Genomic DNA, 17,636 nt, shown 5'->3' with positions numbered 1-17,636 from the left:
CTGATCCAACCAGCATATGTACATCGCAGCTTTTGTGTACATTGCCTCAACTACCTCGCTCACCATGTTGATATTGCCAGGCTCCAACGCCCTGTCTGCTTTTCGTACCTCCGGTCTTCTCTCTCGTTTGCAAGCTGTCGATGCCAATATTGTCGGCGTCAGTGGACGCTATGTGCATTTTGTCGATACGGCATCTGAACTGGTCAAGGAAGACGCTGATCGCCTGAACGCTCTCCTGGTGTACGGCGATGCATTTGCCGCCAGCAGTGAAGGGGATGTATTTGTCGTGATCCCGCGCTTTGGCACGATTTCTCCATGGGCCAGCAAGGCGACGGACATCGTCCACAATTGCGGCATGACGCATATCCACCGTCTGGAACGCGGCATTATTTACTATGTGCAGGTAAAGACGGGTTTGCTGGGCGGTGCCAAAAAGCTTGCTGATGGCCGCCGTGAACAGGTAGCAGCACTCTTGCACGACCGCATGACAGAAATGGTGCTGGCTGATGCACAGCAGGCGCAGGCACTGTTCTCTGAACTGGTCGCCAAAGAGCTGGAACATGTCGACGTGCTGCAAGGTGGCAAGGCTGCCCTGTTGCATGCCAATAGCGAACTCGGCCTGGCCTTGTCAGATGACGAGATTGATTACCTGGTGGATGCCTTTACCGCAGCCAAACGTAATCCTACGGACGTTGAACTGATGATGTTTGCCCAGGCAAACAGCGAACATTGCCGTCACAAGATTTTCAATGCAGACTGGACGATTGATGGTCAGAAACAGGACAAATCCCTGTTCCAGATGATCAAGAATACCCACGAACTGCAACCTAAAGGCACCATCGTTGCCTACAGCGATAATTCTTCCATCATGGAAGGTGCGGTCGTCAATCGTTTCTTCCCATCCGGTAAAGACCAGGTATATCAGGTCACAGAAGAACTGACGCATACTCTGATGAAGGTGGAAACCCATAATCATCCAACCGCTATTTCCCCGTTCCCGGGTGCTTCTACCGGCGCTGGTGGCGAAATTCGTGATGAAGGTGCCACTGGTCGTGGTGCCAGGCCAAAAGCTGGCCTGACTGGCTTCACTGTTTCGAATCTGATGTTGCCAGGCGCACGCCAGGCCTGGGAAAACACCGGTGATAGCCTGACTGCAAAAGCCAGTGCCGACACCTATGGCAAGCCAGACCGTATCGCCTCGCCGCTGCAGATCATGATAGAAGGCCCTTTGGGTGGCGCGGCGTTCAATAATGAATTTGGTCGCCCTGTTCTGGGTGGTTATTTCCGTACCTTCGAACAAAATGTCGGCGGCACGGTATATGGCTATCACAAGCCCATCATGATTGCCGGTGGTATAGGCAATATCTCGGACAAACACACCAAAAAGAATGATCTGCCGGTAGGCAGCCTGCTGATACAACTGGGTGGCCCGGGCATGCGCATAGGCATGGGCGGTAGTGCAGCGTCTTCGATGGCAACCGGCACCAATACGGCAGATCTGGATTTTGATTCTGTCCAGCGTGGCAACCCTGAAATGGAACGCCGTGCGCAAGAAGTCATCAATTCATGCTGGCAGTTGGGTGATGACAATCCTGTTTTGTCCATCCATGACGTCGGTGCCGGTGGTTTGTCGAATGCCTTCCCGGAAATCACCAATGACGCCAAGCGTGGTGCCCTGTTTGATTTGCGCAAGGTGCCGCTGGAAGAAAGCGGCATGGCCCCGAAAGAAATCTGGAGCAATGAATCGCAAGAGCGTTATGTCCTCGGCATTGCCCCAGAAAGCCTGGACTTGTTCCTTCATTTTTGTGAACGTGAGCGGTGCCCGTTTGCTGTTGTTGGTACAGCGACAGAAGAGCGTCAATTGCGCGTCATCGACCCGCAAAACGATACTTCGCCAGTCGATATGCCCATGAATGTCTTGCTGGGCAAGCCACCAAAAATGCACAGGGATGTCACCCACGTCAGCAATGATTTCCCGAAAATTGATTTGACAGGCATCGCTTTGCAAGTCGCCGCAGAGCGTGTCCTGAGTCTGCCTACGGTTGCTGATAAATCCTTCCTGATCACCATTGGTGACCGCACGGTTGGTGCTACCTCGGTGCGTGACCAGATGGTCGGCCCATGGCAAGTGCCAGTGGCAGATTGCGCCGTGACTACCATGAGCCTGGAAGGCTATCTGGGTGAAGCCATGTCCATGGGCGAACGTACACCGCTGGCTGTGATTGATGCTGCTGCATCGGGCCGTATGGCTGTCGGTGAAGCCATCACCAATATCGCTGCCGCACCGATCAGGGATATGTCGGATATCAAACTGTCGGCCAACTGGATGGCCGCCTGTGGCCAGCCCGGCCAGGATGCCGCCCTGTTTGATACGGTAAAAGCCGTCGGCATGGAATTGTGCCCGGCGCTGGGTATCAGTATCCCGGTAGGTAAAGATTCTTTGTCCATGCGTACTACCTGGAAGGATGAAGGGCAAAGCAAGGCCGTGACGTCACCGGTATCGCTGATTATTTCTGCCTTCTCACCGGTGTACGACGTGCGCAAGTCGCTGACACCGCAGATACGCCTGGATCAGGGCGATACCAGCCTGATCCTGATCGATCTCGGCCGTGGCAAGAATCGCCTGGGGGCTTCCTGCTTCGCGCAAGTCATGCAGCAACTCGGCAACGACGCGCCGGATGTCGATAGTGCAGAAGACCTCAAAGCCTTCTTTGCCGCTATTCAGCAATTGAATCGCGAAGATAAATTGCTGGCTTATCATGACCGCTCTGATGGTGGTCTGTATGCCAGCCTGTGTGAAATGGCCTTTGCAGGTCGTGCTGGGTTGTCTGTCAATCTCGACATCCTGACCATGGATAGTGAGCATGCAGCAGACCAGGGCGATGCCAAGAACTGGGCCAGCCAGGTGTCTGAGCGTCGCAATGACATGACACTGCGCGCCTTGTTCAATGAAGAGTTGGGTGCCGTGATACAGGTCCGCACTGAACAGCGCTCAGAAGTCATGGATGTCTTGCGTAGTTTTAATCTGGGTGCCTGCAGCCATATCATCGGCAAGCCAAACAATGGCGGCATCATCGAATTTACCCGTGACGCCAAGCAAATTTATTCGCAGCCAAGAACCACGTTGCACCAATTGTGGAGCAAAACCAGCTGGCAAATCGCCCGCCTGCGCGATAACCCAGCCGGAGCAGATGCCGAATATGCACGCATCATTGATGCGAATGATCCCGGCATGCAACCCAAGCTGAGTTTCGACCCGCAACAAGATGTGGCCGCGCCATTCATTGCCACGGGCGTGCGTCCCAAGGTCGCCATCCTGCGTGAGCAGGGCGTGAATTCACATATCGAAACTGCCTATGTCATGCATAAGTCCGGTTTTGAAGCGGTGGACGTACACATGAGTGACCTGATCGCCGGCCGCGCAAAATTGGCCGATTTCAAGGGCTTGATCGCTGTCGGTGGCTTCTCTTACGGTGACGTGCTGGGGGCAGGTGAGGGCTGGGCAAAAACCATTTTGTTCAATGCCATGATGTCTGAACAGTTTTCGCAATTCTTCCACCGCGATGATACGTTTGGCCTGGGTATCTGCAATGGTTGCCAGATGATGAGTAATCTGAAATCCATCATCCCTGGTGCACAGGCCTGGCCTAAATTCACCAAGAACAAGTCAGAGCAGTTCGAAGGCCGGTTTGCCATGGTGGAAGTGGCTGACTCTGCATCCATTTTCTTCCAGGGTATGGCCGGCACGCAAACGCCTATCGCCATTGCCCATGGCGAAGGCTTTGCTGACTTCTCTACGACGGGCGATATTGCCAAGGCACAGGTTGCCATGCGCTTTGTCAATAATGCTGGTCAGGCGACGGAAGCTTACCCCTACAACCCAAATGGTTCACCTCTTGGGATTACCTCGGTCACCAATGAAGATGGACGCTTTACGGTATTGATGCCGCATGCAGAGCGCGTATTCCGCTCGGTCCTGCATTCTTGGCATCCAGATGGCTGGGGTGAAGATTCCCCATGGATGCGCATGTTCCGTAACGCGCGTGTGTGGGTGGGCTGATAGCGTTTTCAAGCAAGCACAGCTTCATCGGAAGTGTCATTGATATGCCATATCCTGAGTCAGCAGATTCAAGATATGGCGTGCCTGAAAACAGGCTAGCGCATCTTTGTTCGTTCTATCAACCCGGGGTGACATTACTCCGAGTCTGGCTGCATGCCAGGATGCGCCAATTCAAATGCCTTTAGTTTCCCGCACGCTGTCGCGATGGCTCGCAAGGTCGGGTAGGGGGTGAGATCAACATCAAAACGCTGTGCGTTGAATAATTGTGGGACGAGGCAACAGTCAGCAATCGTCGGCGTATTGCCAAAGACAAATTGCCCTCTCTTGGGCGAATCCAGGATAGTTTTCTCAAGAGCCTGCAAGCCCAGTTCATTCCAGTGATGAACCCAGTTTTTCTTTGCTGCGTCAGTCAGTTTGAGTTCTTCAGTTAAATACTTCAACACACGCAGATTATTCAGCGGATGCATTTCACATGCAATGGTGTTTGCTATCTGCCGTACATAAGCCCTATCCTCGGGCGCTGGTGGTAATAGGGGATGTTCTGGATAGGTTTCTTCGAGATATTCAATGATAGCCAGAGACTGGCTGATCCTGTGTCCGTTTTCAAGCAGTAGCGGAACCAGTTGTTGTGGATTCAGGGCCTGAAAATCATGCGAAAACTGTTCGCCGCCATGTCGATTCAAATGCACCGCAAGATACGCGAAGGGAAGCGATTTCAGGTTCAATGCGATACGAACCCGATATGAAGAAGAACTACGAAAATAATTGTAGAGCATACGTTCGGTGGACATGATTATTCACACTCCAAGGTAGCGATGGATGATGTCAGGTTCATTTGAAAGTTTTGCCGAAGTGCCAGACCAGACAATTTTCCCTTTTTCCATGACAAAGTGACGATCAGCTAGCGTCAAAAGAGATTTGATGTTCTTGTCAATCACGATCTGTGACAGGCCTTCACTTTTTAATACTTTCAGTGCTGCCCATATCTCTTGCCTGATTAAGGGGGATAGCCCCTCCGTCGCTTCGTCTAATACGAGAAGCCGCGGATTGGTCATCAGTGCCCTGCCGATAGCCAGCATTTGCTGTTCTCCGCCAGACAGTTGCCATCCCTGGTTAGTGCGTCTTTCTTTTAATCTTGGAAAGAATTGGTAAACACGGCCTAATGTCCAGGGGGAGGAGAGGGCATTTTTTTTCGATGCCCTGGCCGTGGCGATTAAATTCTCTTCCACGGACAGGTTAGGAAATATCTGGCGCCCTTCAGGCACTAGCCCTAGGCCAAGACGTGCGATTACATGCGGGGCACTTGATTGAAGGTCCGTTCCTGCAAAGCATATATTCCCCTTTTGCACCGGTAATAATCCGAAAAGACATTTGATCGTCGTCGATCTACCCATACCATTTCGTCCAAGCAGGGTGATCACTTCTCCTTCCCTGACATCCAGATCGACGCCAAACAGGGCCTGGGCATGTCCATAGGAAGCAACGACATGTTCAATTTTAAGCAACTGGTCCATATGATCAATCCTTATTCTTCTTCACCGAGATAAATAGCTTTCACCTCCGGGTGATTGCGAATTTCATCAGGTGTTCCACAAAACATGATGCGACCATATACCAGCACGCTGATACGATCTGCCAGGGCAAATACCGCGTCCATGTCATGCTCAATCAGCAGGATTCCATATTTACCTTTGAGTCGCTTGAGTAATGTGACTACCACAGCAGATTCTTGCGAACTCATTCCCGCCATAGGCTCATCCAGTAACAGGAACCTGGGTTCTGCGGCCATCGCCATTGCGAGTTCCAGTTGTCGTCGCTCTCCATATGCCAATTCACCTGCCAGCATGTTTTGGCTGGCTACCAAGCCTATGTCTTCAATAACACGGTCTGCTACATGGGTCATATCCCGATGTTCAAGCATAGGTTTTAAAAAAGAAAATGCATTTCTTTTTGCTCCGGCTGCAGATAACACCACATTCTCGCGGACAGTGAATGACTCAAAGATAGAAGTTATCTGATACGAGCGAAGCAAACCCAGGTGAGCCCGGCTTTCTATCCCCAGGGGTGTTACATCTTGTCCTTGAAAATATACCTGCCCCATGTCGGGGGATAATTCCCCTGATAATTGATTGATGAGGGTAGTTTTGCCGGCACCATTTGGACCAATGATTGCGTGTAGTTCACCCGGTTGAATATCAATGGTGACGTTGTCGGTAACGAGCAAACCACCATAGCGTTTTGTCAGGGAGCGGGTACTCAGTAGACTGGTCGTCATGCTGACTTCTCCTCAGCAGGGACAGGCCTACTATTTTTCATCACACGATACTGATTGCGCAGACGTGTAAGCCGGTGATCGATACTGTTCAACCAGCCAACAATCCCGGATTTGCCGAGCAAAGCAATCAAGACAATGATGGGGCCAAAAACGACCATCCAATGCTCGAAGTATGCCTTTAGTATTTCTTCAAGTCCCAAGAACACAAATGCGCCAATAAATGGTCCGGCAACTGAACCTATCCCGCCCAGAACCACCATGACAATTAAATCTCCAGACACAGACCAGGCTAGCGTGCTGGGAGATGCAAATGCATTCAGGTTTGCAAAAAGCAGTCCTGCTATGCCACAGATAATCGAAGAAATCACATAGGCAACAAGCTGATATTTTTTTGCCGGAAACCCTGATGCATTAATGCGACGGGTATTCTGTTTCGCACCGCGCAACACCATTCCAAACAACGACGAATGAAGTCGCCACATAAACCAGGTGACAATGCACAGCAAGAAAAACGCAACATAATAAAGTGTGTTCAGGTCACCTAAGCTCACACTGAAAAATTTTGATGGATTAGAGATCGTCATGCCGTCGTCTCCACCATAATTTTTCAGGCTTACAAAGACGAAATATCCCATTTGAGCAAAGGCAAGCGTGATCATGATGAAAGCGATACCTGTAGTGCGAAGGCTGATGAGGCCGGTAATGCCACCAAGAACAGCACATGCCACTATACATATGCCCAATTGCATCCATCCAGAATCAATGCCATAAAAAGCTGGTATGGCAACGCAATAGGCACCAACGCCAAAGAAAAGGGCATGACCAAAGCTGACCAGCCCTGCATAGCCCAATGAAAGATTTAAGGCCATCGCAGCCAGTGCGTAAATCACTATACGGGCAAACAGTGATACATAAAATGGCTGTTCAAGCATTCCTGCTACGAGTGGCACTAAGCCAAGCATGGCCAATATGGACATGGGCAGAAAAAAAGCAGCTTTGTGAAACATGTCTTTTCTCAACATTACCGTCTCCCCGTTGGAAAAAGGCCCTGCGGTTTGACGGCCAATACAAGTGCCATCAAGATATAGACCAGCATGGAAGCGACGGCGGGCCCGGCTGCTGTCGCCACTTCTCTATCCATGACAGAACGGAATAACAGCGGCAAAAAAGCACGTCCCAGCGTATCTGCAACACCTACGATGATGGACGCATACAGTGCGCCGCGTATTGATCCAATGCCACCGATCACGATCACGACTAGTGTGCTGATCAACACGGATTCCCCCATTCCTGATTGAATCGACAGTATCGGTCCAGCCATCACTCCTGCCAATCCGGCCAGCACAGCGCCTATGCAGAACAAGAGGGTGTTGAGCAATTTAATATTGACTCCCAGTGCACCAACCATGGCAGGGTTGCTTGTGCCAGCACGAATGAGCATTCCCAATCGCGTTCCTTGCATGAGCCACTGTGCCCCAACAGCAACCACGATACCAACGGCAATAATAGAAAAACGGTAGGCCGGGTAAGTGATGCCAAAAAGATTCACTGTTCCTTCGAGAAATGCAGGGACAGGTAAAAAGTAAGGCTGAGAACCAAATAGGATGCGTACCAGCTCGTTAAAAAAAAGCACCAGGCCAAAAGTCGCCAATACGTGATCCAGGTGATCCCGGCTATAAAGGCGGGTGATGACGATGCGTTCCAATATCAATCCAACTGCTGCGCAACCGATGATGGCCGCCAGCACTGCCCAGGCGAATGATCCTCCGTATTCAAAACCGAGAGCGGAAAAATAGGCCCCCAGCATATACAGCGAGCCATGCGCCAAATTGACAAAGTTCATGATCCCAAATACCAATGTCAGGCCGGCTGCAAGCAAGAACAGGAGCACGCCGTATTGAATACCATTGAGTACCTGAGGGAATACCTGCATTAAGATATCCATTTACTTCCTCGGACATTGATTGCTGTAGGCGTCGGAATGCTCTTTTAGCGCAACGCTACTTTGTTTCACTTCAATCCGGCCTGCAGTTTTAACGACTTCGAATATGTAGTAGTTCTGAATAGGGAAGTTATTGTTATTGAACTGAAAAGGCCCCCTTACCGATTTGAATTCTTTACCAGCAGCTCTCACTGCCTCTGAAAAAGCTTTCTTGTCTGAGGTGTTGCCGCCTAGTTTTTCTACTGCCAGATTTATAATGCGTGCTGCATCAAATCCAGTTGCAGCGTATTCACTTGGAATGCGCTTGTACTTTGCCTGGAACGCTGCGACAAATTTCTTGTTTTCATCGTTGTCCAGCGCCGCGTCCCACATGGCACCAAAGGTGCTTCCAACGGCAAAATCTCTCAATGCCGGCATGGTTGTACCGTCTATGGTGAAGACAGAGAACATCGGTACAGTACCCAATAAGCCAGCCTGGCTAAATTGTTTGACGAAATTGACGCCCATCCCACCCGGATAGAAAACAAACACGGCATCTGGCTTTGCAGACTGAATTTGAGCGATTTCGGCAGAGTAGTCGGTTTGGCCAACTTGCGTATAGAGTTCATCCGCGACCGTAGCTTTATACAAGCGCTTGAATCCAGTCAGCATGTCCTTGCCTGCCTGATAGTTGGGTGCCAGGAGGAATACTTTTTTATAGCCCTTGGATTTGACATATTGACCGACCGCTTCTGCAGTACTGTCGTTTTGCCAGGCCACAGAAAACACGTTGGCGGCACATGAGGCTCCAGCGACTGGGGAAGGGCCAGCGTTTGTGCCGATGGCTACCACTCCTGAATCGACGATAGTCTTGAATCCAGCCATGAAAACGTTAGAAAAACCCAGACCGACAATGGCGTCTACCTTGTCTTTTTCGATAAACTTACGAATTATCTGCGCCCCTATTTCTGGTTTCAGTTGATCATCTTCTTTAAACAAGCTCACGGTACGGCCACCGAAACGGCCGCCATATTGCTCAATTGCCAGATTGAATCCGTCCAGTTGGTCTTGTCCCACCATCGCCTGACTGCCCGATAGCGGTGCCGAAAAACCAATCTTGATGTCATTGGCAGCCTGTGCTGCTGAAGTGAAAGCTGATGTGAAAGCTAAAGTGCATGCAAAAGTAGCTATGGCAGAACTTATTTTTTTAAAGGCTTTCATTTTGTCTCCTGATTTTTTGGTGCTTGCCTGTCATTGAAAAGCAAGCGTTGAGTGATACGGCTATTTACATTTCTATGAAAACCTTTCCGGCTTCAATCTTCACAGGGTAGGTACGAAGGTCTTGTGTGAGAGGGGAACACATTGCCTTGCCATTGCGGATATCGAATTTTCCCTGATGCAGCGGGCATTCAATTTCGTGTCCTTCCAAAAAGCCGTCGCACAAGCGCGCATGTCCGTGGGTGCATATGTTGTCAGTCGCGTAGACGTTTCCGTTAAAGCTATAAATAGCCAGGTCCCTTCCTTCCACGGCAACGCCAACCACATCATCTTGGGGGACATCATCGGCAGCAATTGCCTCGATCCAGTTTTGACTCATGGGAACCTCAAATCGGATAAATAAGTGAATTCGGAATCATTTCTGAGTCATAAATACACAGCTTTGACTCGAACTTCATTCCTTCAGGGGTCAGGCGTACTTTATCCAGGTAGCGACCGGCATTGAACACGGTGGTTTCCTGGTTAAGCTTGGTTCTGAACACGGTATAGTTCGCTTCTGACACAATCAGCCCGGCCTCCACGCTCTTGACTAAGGGAAGGCCAGTTATATTGCGTTGATAATAGGGGTCATGAAATAGAGTTTCTTCAATGCCATAGACACGATCCAGCAGCATTTTCTTGCTGATGAATGAGAGTGTGGCAAGCGGGAAGTTGCGCTCAAAATTCTCGCGCGGCTGGATCATGTAAATACAGGTTTCAGTGAAAAAATCCGGCCATTTTTTCCATTCTGCATTACTGAGCACCGCTGCGTAATCCGCATACAATTGGATCAGGTCGACATATGTTTTTGGATCAATCATGTTAACGCTCCATCACTTTCCGCCAATAGTTGTACATTCCGCGTATCAGTGTTTCTGTGACCATATGCTCCGTATCCTGGATGTGTATGCCATCCAGTTCGGCCAGCGTGCGATGATTCGGTTTTTGCTCGAACCCGCATTGTGAAAACTCGATGACTTCACCGTCATCTGCTGATACGAAGCCTGCCGGGCCAAACAGGTTTGCCTGAATCAAACGACGTTCTGTCATTTCTTCGCTATCGTCTTCAAAGCCAAAGTGGGTCCAGATAAAGTCAAATGAACCGCTACCATTAGGTTGAATGTGGCGAGTGGATACGCTATTGACCTGCTGTTGGAAAATGACACTTGGAAACACGGTCATCATCACAGCGGTCGGACCCTTCCACCAATCTTCCTGGACAATGTCAAGCAGACGTTTGTCGTTGATTTGCATGTTTTCTTTAAAGCTACTCACACCCGCAGTGACTTCGGCTGCTGTGCTACCTGTGCCACGGGTCGAGATCATCGCTGCATGGCGGAAATGATCATCCATGCGAAGCTGCGATTTGTTGTCTGCACGCCAAAGGCCATAGGTGACGAACCAGGTGTGCAGCAAACCAGGATGGTAGGGGTCCTTGATATTTTCTTGCATCAGCTTCCAGTTGCCCGGTATGCGTTGACGGTTATAACCAAGTATCTTGAGCTGGCGGCCATTGAACAGGCGATCAAAATACGTCAACATTTGCGGCCCAAGAAACTCTTCCAAAGGTTCTATATCTAGGTCGAAAGAGGCAAACACCACCCCGCCACGGGTAGCGACCTTTAACTTCGTCAAACCGTTATCCTCGGTTTTAAAGCTGACTGGCATACCGCCGTTAATTTTTCCATCCTGCTTGACGCCACGACGAAATGGAACTCCCTGCAGGTCGCCGTTGAGTTTGTAGCTCCACTGATGATAGGGGCATACCAGTTCTTTTTTATTACCGTGGCGCGCCCGGCAAAATTGCATGCCCCGGTGCGCGCAAACATTTTCGATAACACGAATGGCACCATCGGCGTCACGGGTCATGACAACAGATCGTTCACCGACAACGGTGCGTTTAAAATCACCATGATTGGGGATTTCGGCTTCCAGGCCGACGTAACACCAATGCTTGCTATAGAAAAAACGTTCCAGCTCTTTCTTGTAGATGGATTCGTCGGTGTAGGCCCAGAATGGGATTCGGCTAGATCCGTCGCCATCCCATTTCGGATTGCTTTGAAAAATAGTTTCTGAATCAGGCATGTCTCGCTCCCTTTGTGGAATTCATGGCACTTGCGAGGCAGCTACGCGCACCGCAATTGCGCCAAGACCATCTATTGCGCCGACCATCAGATCACCCGCCACGACGGCATTGACACCTTCTGGCGTCCCAGTCATGATGATGTCGCCAGGTTCCAATACTTCGAACTGCGAAAGATAGGCAATACTTTCCGCGACCGACCAAATCAATTCCTTGACGTCGGAGGATTGCCTGGTCACGCCATTGACAGTCAAGCTAATTGCGGCGGATGTGATGTGGCCCACCTCTTCTATGCGGTGAATAGGGCCGATCGGTGCCGACCCTGAAAAGGATTTTCCAAATTCCCAAGGGCGCCCTTTGTCACGCGCATCCAATTGCAGATCGCGGCGCGTCATATCCAGGCCAACTGCGTAACCATATACATGCTGTAGCGCAGCTTCTTTTGGGATAGCGTATCCCCCACGCCCAATCGCTACCACCATCTCAATTTCATGATGAAAATTGTTGGTCATCCCTGGGTAGGGAATACTTGATTCTGTGTTCCCCACCTTGACTGCAGCGCATGCTGGTTTCATGAAGAAAAATGGCGGATCACGTTCTGGGTCTTTCCCCATTTCGCGTGCATGGGCAGCATAGTTTCGTCCGACACAAAAAATGCGATTCACGGGAAATTCATCGCTGGTGTCAGCCACTTCCAGACTGTATGTGGGGGCAGTAGCTACGACATATTTCATTTTCTTCTCCGGTTGGTTATTGCTTAGTTATTTTGAATTCGCTCTTCGCGCCAAAGCCCCATTGCCTGCTGAACAGGCCGGTCGGAGTAACTGAACAGGATGCAGTTGCTGGCGGCACGCAGACTGAGCCTGTGCCAGGAAGGGACGACGAAGACATCGTTCTGCGAGAAATGAAATAGCTTGTTATCTATCGTCGCTGTTCCTTCACCTTCCAGACAGACGTAGACGGTCGCATCCGTGCAGCGATACGGATAGCTCTCAAAATTTCGTGGCAGGTATTGTGCGAAAGCAGCAATCGTTGGCATCGGCGACGCACCGGTAGCGGGATTCACAAAACGCAGCTTGTGTCCGTGATGCCGGTCAATTTCCCCTTGGGACACGGTCAGCAGCGATAAGCGCGTTTGGACAAACGGATACGCAAAAACCTTGGTGGCTTGATTCGACACCTGGTAAAAATCGACTGGCAACATGTTGCTGCCATAACGTGCCAATGCGTCTCCTTCTTGTCGACTGACCTGCTGAGATCGTTCCTCGCTATGTTCAGAAAAACCCGCATCGAAGAATCTGACCAGCGGAATATCCAGCCCGTCCAGCCAAATCACCGGGTCGTTGCCGAGGTTGCCATGATCATGCCAAGTCCAGGACGGCGTAATGATGAAGTCGCCCCGACGCATGGTGCTACGTTCTCCGTCAACCGCGGTGTAGGCGCCTTCGCCGTCCAGCACTAACCTGAGGGCAGACTGCGTGTGGCGATGTGCGGGCGCCACTTCTCCAGGCATAATCAGTTGGAGGCCGGCATACAAGCTTTGTGTGATCGATGAATTTCCGCGAAGTGCAGGATTCTCCAGAATAAGCACACGGCGCTCTGCCTCTTCTGCAGTAATAAGCGTGCCTGCTCTCAGAACCTGATCACGTACTTCACTGTATTTCCATAAAGCGGCAGCGACGACAGGTGCCGGTTCTTTGGGAACCAGGCGACCTAGCACTTCCCATAGTGGCGTCATGCTGTATTCGTTGATGTGCTGGTAATATCTTTGACGTTCTTCGTGAACATCGTTGGCTAATTCTTTGTTCATAGTGTGCTCACTCAATTTGCACTGGCATAAAATGCATCTGCATACACATGTTCATTCGCAATACCTTTTCTCTTCACTATCAATTTCGCTGCATCAACCATAGGTGGTGCACCACAAAGATAAGCACGCCATCCTGTTAAATCTTTCCAGTCTTGTTCAACGGCATCTGTCACCAATCCTATGCGATAGGTAGAATTGCTTTCCTTGGTCGAGACGATGACGTGCACGTGTAAATTCGGGTTCTGCGTTGCAATGGATTCCAGCCATGCCAGTCCGTATATATCTGCTGACGAACGAACACCAAAGTACAAATGAATTGGATTATTGAGCCCAGCGGCGGTGGCGCCGCGGATGATAGCCAGTACTGGCGCAAGCCCGGTGCCGCCGGCTATGCACAGTATTGGGCCGGTATATTTTTTGCGTAAATATGCAGTCCCCATGGGGCCCGAGATACGAATTGCATCACCGACCCTGAGTTCGTTGAAGACATATCCGGTGACACGACCACGTGGTACTGCGCGGATATGAAATTCGAGTAGCTCATCATCTGGCAAACATGCCATTGAGTAGGGCCGTACATGTTCAGCAGTGAACTGCAGCGTCGCATATTGACCCGGTGAAAATGAGAGCTGCTTGGGGGATTTCACGACCAGTCGTTTAATGTCGTGAGTCAGATTTTCCAGGGAAACCACGGTCCCTTTAATTATTCTGGCAGGATGATGAACGATCTCGTCAGGTTCCGGGATTTCGATCACACAATTTTCAGTCAGCACACTCATGCATGCCAATACGTGATTATCGTCGTCAGGATTGGTGATTTTGGCATCTCTGCCTGATTCGAGTACTTTGCCTTCCACTATGCGGCAACGACAGGTTCCACACCGCCCTGATTTGCAACTATAAGAGATTGGAATATCGTTCGCTTCCAGCACCCCCAGCAAATTTTCTCCGGGCTGTACGCTGAGCGCACGCCCCAGGGGTTGCACAACGAGTTCCATTTTTTCTCCTTTTACCTACTGACATTGACTGGCTGGAGGAATTATAGAAATCTGAGCTTTATTAATATATAGTATTCTGTGAATTTTAATAATCACTGAAAATGATATTGCCTAAATATGGAACTCAAGGATATTGACCTCAATCTGCTCGTCGTTTTCAATCAGTTATTGATAGATAAACGTGTTTCTATCGTTGCAGAAAAGCTTGGCCAGACACAACCTGCAATTAGCAATGCGCTCAACCGACTCAGACGTTTATTGGGGGATGAGCTGTTTCTGCGGACTTCAAAGGGGATGGAGCCAACCTCACTGTCCGTGCAGTTGGCGGAACCTATCGCCTATGCATTAAGTGCAATTCACAGCACCTTGAATCAGCAAACATTATTCGATCCAAAATGTAGCGCAAGAACTTTTAGAATCGGCATGACGGATATTGGTGAAATATATTTCCTGCCCAAATTAATGAACGCGCTTTCCGAGATCGCTCCCGGGGTCTCCATCAGTACGGTTCGTAACACTGCGGTTAATCTGAGGGATGAAATGGAGGCGGGAAATGTCGACTTGGCCGTTGGCTTATTGCCTCAATTGAAGGCTGGTTTTTTCCAGCACAGGCTCTTCGAGCAAAAATATGTTTGCATGCTGCGTCGGGGCCATGCTCTGGATAAGAAAAAAATATCCATAGAGGAGTTTTCCAATGCCGAGCATGTGGTGGTGATCTCGGCGGGAACCGGGCACGCAAAACTGGACGAATCCATAGAAAGAAAGGGGGTTAAACGAAACATCAAGTTGACTGTCCCCCATTTTGTCGCAGTTGGGCATATTCTATCCACGACCAACATGCTGGCAACTGTCCCCGAGCGCTACGCAAGAGAGTGCCTGACACCGTTCAATCTCCGGTTCATGGATCATCCCATACCACTGCCGGAAACCGGGATCAATTTATTCTGGCATGCCAAGTTTCATAAGGAACCAGGGAATCAATGGATGCGGCGCCTGATATTTGATACTTTTTCAGACACATAGTGTATCCAGCAATTCTTTTAAGGATTCAGAAACAAAAAAGCGGACTTGAAGTCCGCTTTTTCTTGTGCCTTGACAAAATTACTGAACTTTTGCCTTTTTAACCAGCGCTTGCTGATAAACCTGTACGCGTTGCTGCTGCAGACCGTCAACAATTTGCGGTTTCACTTCTTCCAGTGTAGGGAATTTCGCTGCACGTACATCATCCAGCTTGATGATGTGGAAGCCAAATTGTGTCTTCACCGGTGTTTCTGTGAACTGACCTTTTTGCAGGGCAGTCATGGCTTGAGAGAAAGCCGGATCCCAGGCAGCAGGAGATGCCCAGTCCAGATCGCCGCCTTTGGATGCAGAACCTGCATCTTTAGACTGCTTTGCCAGTTCTTCAAACTTGGCGCCAGCCTTCAGTTTGGAGATGATGGCTTTGGCTTCATCTTCCTTGTCAACCAGGATATGGTAAGCGTGGTATTCCTTGTCGCCAGCCTGTGCTTTTGCCTTGTCGTACTCAGCCTGTATCTCTGCATCAGTGACAGGGTTTTTCTTGACATGTTCAATCATCAGGGCACGAATCAACAAAGATTGGCGTGCTATTTCCAGTTGGTTTTTGACCTCTGGGTTTGAGGCTACTCCGGATTTCTCAGCTTCCTGCATCAATACTTCACGATTGATCAGTTCTTGCTTTACCATCGCACGCAATTGCGGGCTGTCTTGCTGTCCTTGTGCAGTCAATTGCTTGACCATGGCATCAACACGGCTGGATGGGATGGCTTTGCCGTTAACAACAGCCAGATTCTGTGCCAGAGCAGGCAGGGCAGTTGCAAGAAGTACTACCAGCAAATGAGCAGGTTTAAAAGTCATTGTCTGTTCCTAAATAACAAAATTAAATAAAACGGATTATAAGTAAACTGCCTAGGTCGGTATCTCTGACGGACTTAATGCCACGATGTTTAAGGCATGAATTTCCGTTTGCATCATATCGCCAACGGCATCATACACCAGTCGATGGCGAGAAATACGGTTTAAGCCCTCAAATTGCTGACAAACTATTCTTACACGGTAATGACCGGCTCCACCAGCGGCACCAGCATGCCCCCGATGTGCTTCAGAATCGTCGGTTAATTGACAATCGGAAGGCTGCAAGGTTTCCGAAAGGCGTTGCAATATTTTCTCGTCACGTGTCATTGCGCTGGTTCTTCCAGGTATTTTGCCAAAAACAGGCTTTGTACCACGACAAATGCAGGCATTATTGCAACAACAGCAATTAATTTGAAATTTGCCCAGGTATCAGTGGAAAAATGATAGGCAACGTAGAGATTGACGACGCCCATCAGCGTGAAATACAGTATCCACGCCACGCTCAGACGTGCCCAGATGGTATCCGGCAATTTGATTTGCGAGCCCATGGCAGCCTCGATCAGGTTGGACTTGAAAATAAATTGCCCCAGGGCAAATGCACCGCCATAACACCAATACAAGACGGTGGGTTTCCACTTGATAAAGGCTTCACTCTGGAAGTACATGGTGGCACCACCGAAAATCATGATGATGATGAAGGAAATCAGCAGCATTGCATCGACTTTTTTCCTGCGCACCAGCAGATAGCCGATCTGGATAACCGAAGCGATCAGGGCGACAGCGGTTGCCAGCATGATGGGTGCCAGCTCGATGGTGGTTGTGCCGCCCGAGATCATGCCAGAAAGATATTGCGTGACCAGCGCCTGTGCCTTTTCTGCGTTTCCCTCGCCCCATTTGAAAGCGCCAAAAAACAATACGACCGGGAATAAATCAAAAAGAAATTTCATGTGCGGACAGCTTAAGTTTCTGGTTCAAATTTCATGGATGCGGAATTAATACAATAACGCAACCTTGTTGGCGGCGGCCCGTCAGGAAATACATGTCCCAAGTGAGCGTCGCAGATATTACACAATATCTCGGTTCGCGTCATGCCATGAGATGTATCAATTTTTTCACGCACGTTGGCCGGGTCCAATGCCTTGAAATAGCTGGGCCAGCCGCAGCCGGAATCAAACTTGGCGTCAGAGGTGAATAACGGCGTGTTGCAGCAGACACAAGTATAGGTGCCGACCTCGTGGTGATCCCAGAATTTGCCAGTAAACGCACGTTCGGTGGCGGCATGCCGGGTGACTTCATATTCCATGGCGTCTAACTGGGTTTTCCATTCGGCATCTGATTTGACAACTTTTTTCATGATTTC

At 49.8% G+C, this 17,636-nt stretch carries 18 protein-coding genes; 2 read left to right on the top strand and 16 right to left on the bottom strand.

The window, feature by feature from the left end:
- Positions 1-64 precede the first annotated feature (64 nt).
- On the top strand, positions 65-4,060 hold the full coding sequence (gene purL / locus ACO0K9_RS16670; protein WP_422986897.1) for a phosphoribosylformylglycinamidine synthase: 3,996 nt from the start codon (positions 65-67) through the stop codon (positions 4,058-4,060).
- Between the two features lie 134 nt (positions 4,061-4,194).
- On the opposite strand, the gene maiA is transcribed toward purL, so the two are convergent.
- The 12 genes from maiA to ACO0K9_RS16610 all read right to left on the bottom strand — a co-directional run bounded on the left by maiA (position 4,195) and on the right by ACO0K9_RS16610 (position 14,404).
- A complete protein-coding gene (gene maiA / locus ACO0K9_RS16665; protein ID WP_422986895.1) occupies positions 4,195-4,851 on the bottom strand; it encodes a maleylacetoacetate isomerase in 657 nt (218 codons plus the stop codon).
- A 6-nt stretch (positions 4,852-4,857) separates the two neighbouring features.
- Positions 4,858-5,574: an ABC transporter ATP-binding protein gene (locus ACO0K9_RS16660; RefSeq protein WP_422986893.1), complete on the bottom strand. Its 717-nt coding sequence runs from the start codon at positions 5,572-5,574 to the stop codon at positions 4,858-4,860.
- 11 nt (positions 5,575-5,585) lie between these two features.
- On the bottom strand, positions 5,586-6,335 hold the full coding sequence (locus tag ACO0K9_RS16655) for an ABC transporter ATP-binding protein (RefSeq protein ID WP_422986891.1): 750 nt from the start codon (positions 6,333-6,335) through the stop codon (positions 5,586-5,588).
- The gene (locus tag ACO0K9_RS16650) at positions 6,332-7,357 is read right to left on the bottom strand and encodes a branched-chain amino acid ABC transporter permease (RefSeq protein ID WP_422986889.1); all 1,026 of its coding nucleotides are present in this window, start codon (positions 7,355-7,357) and stop codon (positions 6,332-6,334) included. Before ACO0K9_RS16650 ends, ACO0K9_RS16655 begins: the two co-directional genes overlap by 4 nt.
- Positions 7,357-8,280 (bottom strand): branched-chain amino acid ABC transporter permease, encoded by a 924-nt coding sequence (locus tag ACO0K9_RS16645; RefSeq protein ID WP_422986887.1) that lies wholly within the window; start codon positions 8,278-8,280, stop codon positions 7,357-7,359. Before ACO0K9_RS16645 ends, ACO0K9_RS16650 begins: the two co-directional genes overlap by 1 nt.
- Complete coding sequence (locus ACO0K9_RS16640; RefSeq protein WP_422986884.1) at positions 8,281-9,477, bottom strand: ABC transporter substrate-binding protein; 1,197 nt, start codon at positions 9,475-9,477, stop codon at positions 8,281-8,283. It lies immediately after the preceding gene.
- Positions 9,478-9,541: 64 nt separating this feature from the next.
- Entirely contained in the window at positions 9,542-9,853 is a 312-nt protein-coding gene (locus tag ACO0K9_RS16635) for a non-heme iron oxygenase ferredoxin subunit (protein ID WP_422986882.1), read from the bottom strand.
- Positions 9,854-9,860: 7 nt separating this feature from the next.
- Entirely contained in the window at positions 9,861-10,334 is a 474-nt protein-coding gene (locus tag ACO0K9_RS16630) for an aromatic-ring-hydroxylating dioxygenase subunit beta (RefSeq protein ID WP_422986880.1), read from the bottom strand.
- Position 10,335: 1 nt separating this feature from the next.
- Entirely contained in the window at positions 10,336-11,598 is a 1,263-nt protein-coding gene (locus ACO0K9_RS16625) for an aromatic ring-hydroxylating dioxygenase subunit alpha (protein WP_422986878.1), read from the bottom strand.
- A 21-nt stretch (positions 11,599-11,619) separates the two neighbouring features.
- Complete coding sequence (locus ACO0K9_RS16620) at positions 11,620-12,330, bottom strand: fumarylacetoacetate hydrolase family protein (protein WP_422986876.1); 711 nt, start codon at positions 12,328-12,330, stop codon at positions 11,620-11,622.
- Positions 12,331-12,353: 23 nt separating this feature from the next.
- On the bottom strand, positions 12,354-13,406 hold the full coding sequence (gene gtdA, locus ACO0K9_RS16615; protein ID WP_422986874.1) for a gentisate 1,2-dioxygenase: 1,053 nt from the start codon (positions 13,404-13,406) through the stop codon (positions 12,354-12,356).
- Positions 13,407-13,417: 11 nt separating this feature from the next.
- Positions 13,418-14,404, bottom strand: coding sequence for a 2Fe-2S iron-sulfur cluster-binding protein (locus ACO0K9_RS16610; protein WP_422986872.1), 987 nt, complete (start codon positions 14,402-14,404; stop codon positions 13,418-13,420).
- Positions 14,405-14,521: 117 nt separating this feature from the next.
- On the opposite strand from ACO0K9_RS16610, the gene ACO0K9_RS16605 reads away from it, so the two are divergent.
- Entirely contained in the window at positions 14,522-15,427 is a 906-nt protein-coding gene (locus ACO0K9_RS16605; RefSeq protein ID WP_422986870.1) for a LysR family transcriptional regulator, read from the top strand.
- A gap of 78 nt (positions 15,428-15,505) precedes the next feature.
- On the opposite strand, the gene ACO0K9_RS16600 is transcribed toward ACO0K9_RS16605, so the two are convergent.
- Genes ACO0K9_RS16600 through msrB form a run of 4 tightly spaced genes read right to left on the bottom strand, consistent with a single transcriptional unit; the run spans position 15,506 to position 17,633 of the window.
- Positions 15,506-16,279 carry a peptidyl-prolyl cis-trans isomerase gene (locus ACO0K9_RS16600; RefSeq protein ID WP_422986868.1) on the bottom strand — a complete coding sequence of 258 codons (774 nt, stop codon included), beginning with the start codon at positions 16,277-16,279 and terminating at the stop codon, positions 15,506-15,508.
- A 51-nt stretch (positions 16,280-16,330) separates the two neighbouring features.
- Complete coding sequence (locus ACO0K9_RS16595) at positions 16,331-16,603, bottom strand: BolA family protein (RefSeq protein WP_422986866.1); 273 nt, start codon at positions 16,601-16,603, stop codon at positions 16,331-16,333.
- Complete coding sequence (locus ACO0K9_RS16590) at positions 16,600-17,223, bottom strand: septation protein A (protein WP_422986864.1); 624 nt, start codon at positions 17,221-17,223, stop codon at positions 16,600-16,602. Before ACO0K9_RS16590 ends, ACO0K9_RS16595 begins: the two co-directional genes overlap by 4 nt.
- Positions 17,224-17,234: 11 nt before the next feature.
- The gene (gene msrB / locus ACO0K9_RS16585) at positions 17,235-17,633 is read right to left on the bottom strand and encodes a peptide-methionine (R)-S-oxide reductase MsrB (protein WP_422986996.1); all 399 of its coding nucleotides are present in this window, start codon (positions 17,631-17,633) and stop codon (positions 17,235-17,237) included.
- Positions 17,634-17,636 lie beyond the last annotated feature (3 nt).

The sequence above is a fragment of the Undibacterium sp. Ji50W genome, from assembly GCF_049340445.1.
Taxonomy (GTDB): Bacteria; Pseudomonadota; Gammaproteobacteria; order Burkholderiales; family Burkholderiaceae_D; genus Undibacterium.
The sequence above is the reverse complement of the archived record's forward strand: the minus strand, read 5'-3'. Positions and strand labels throughout refer to the sequence as shown.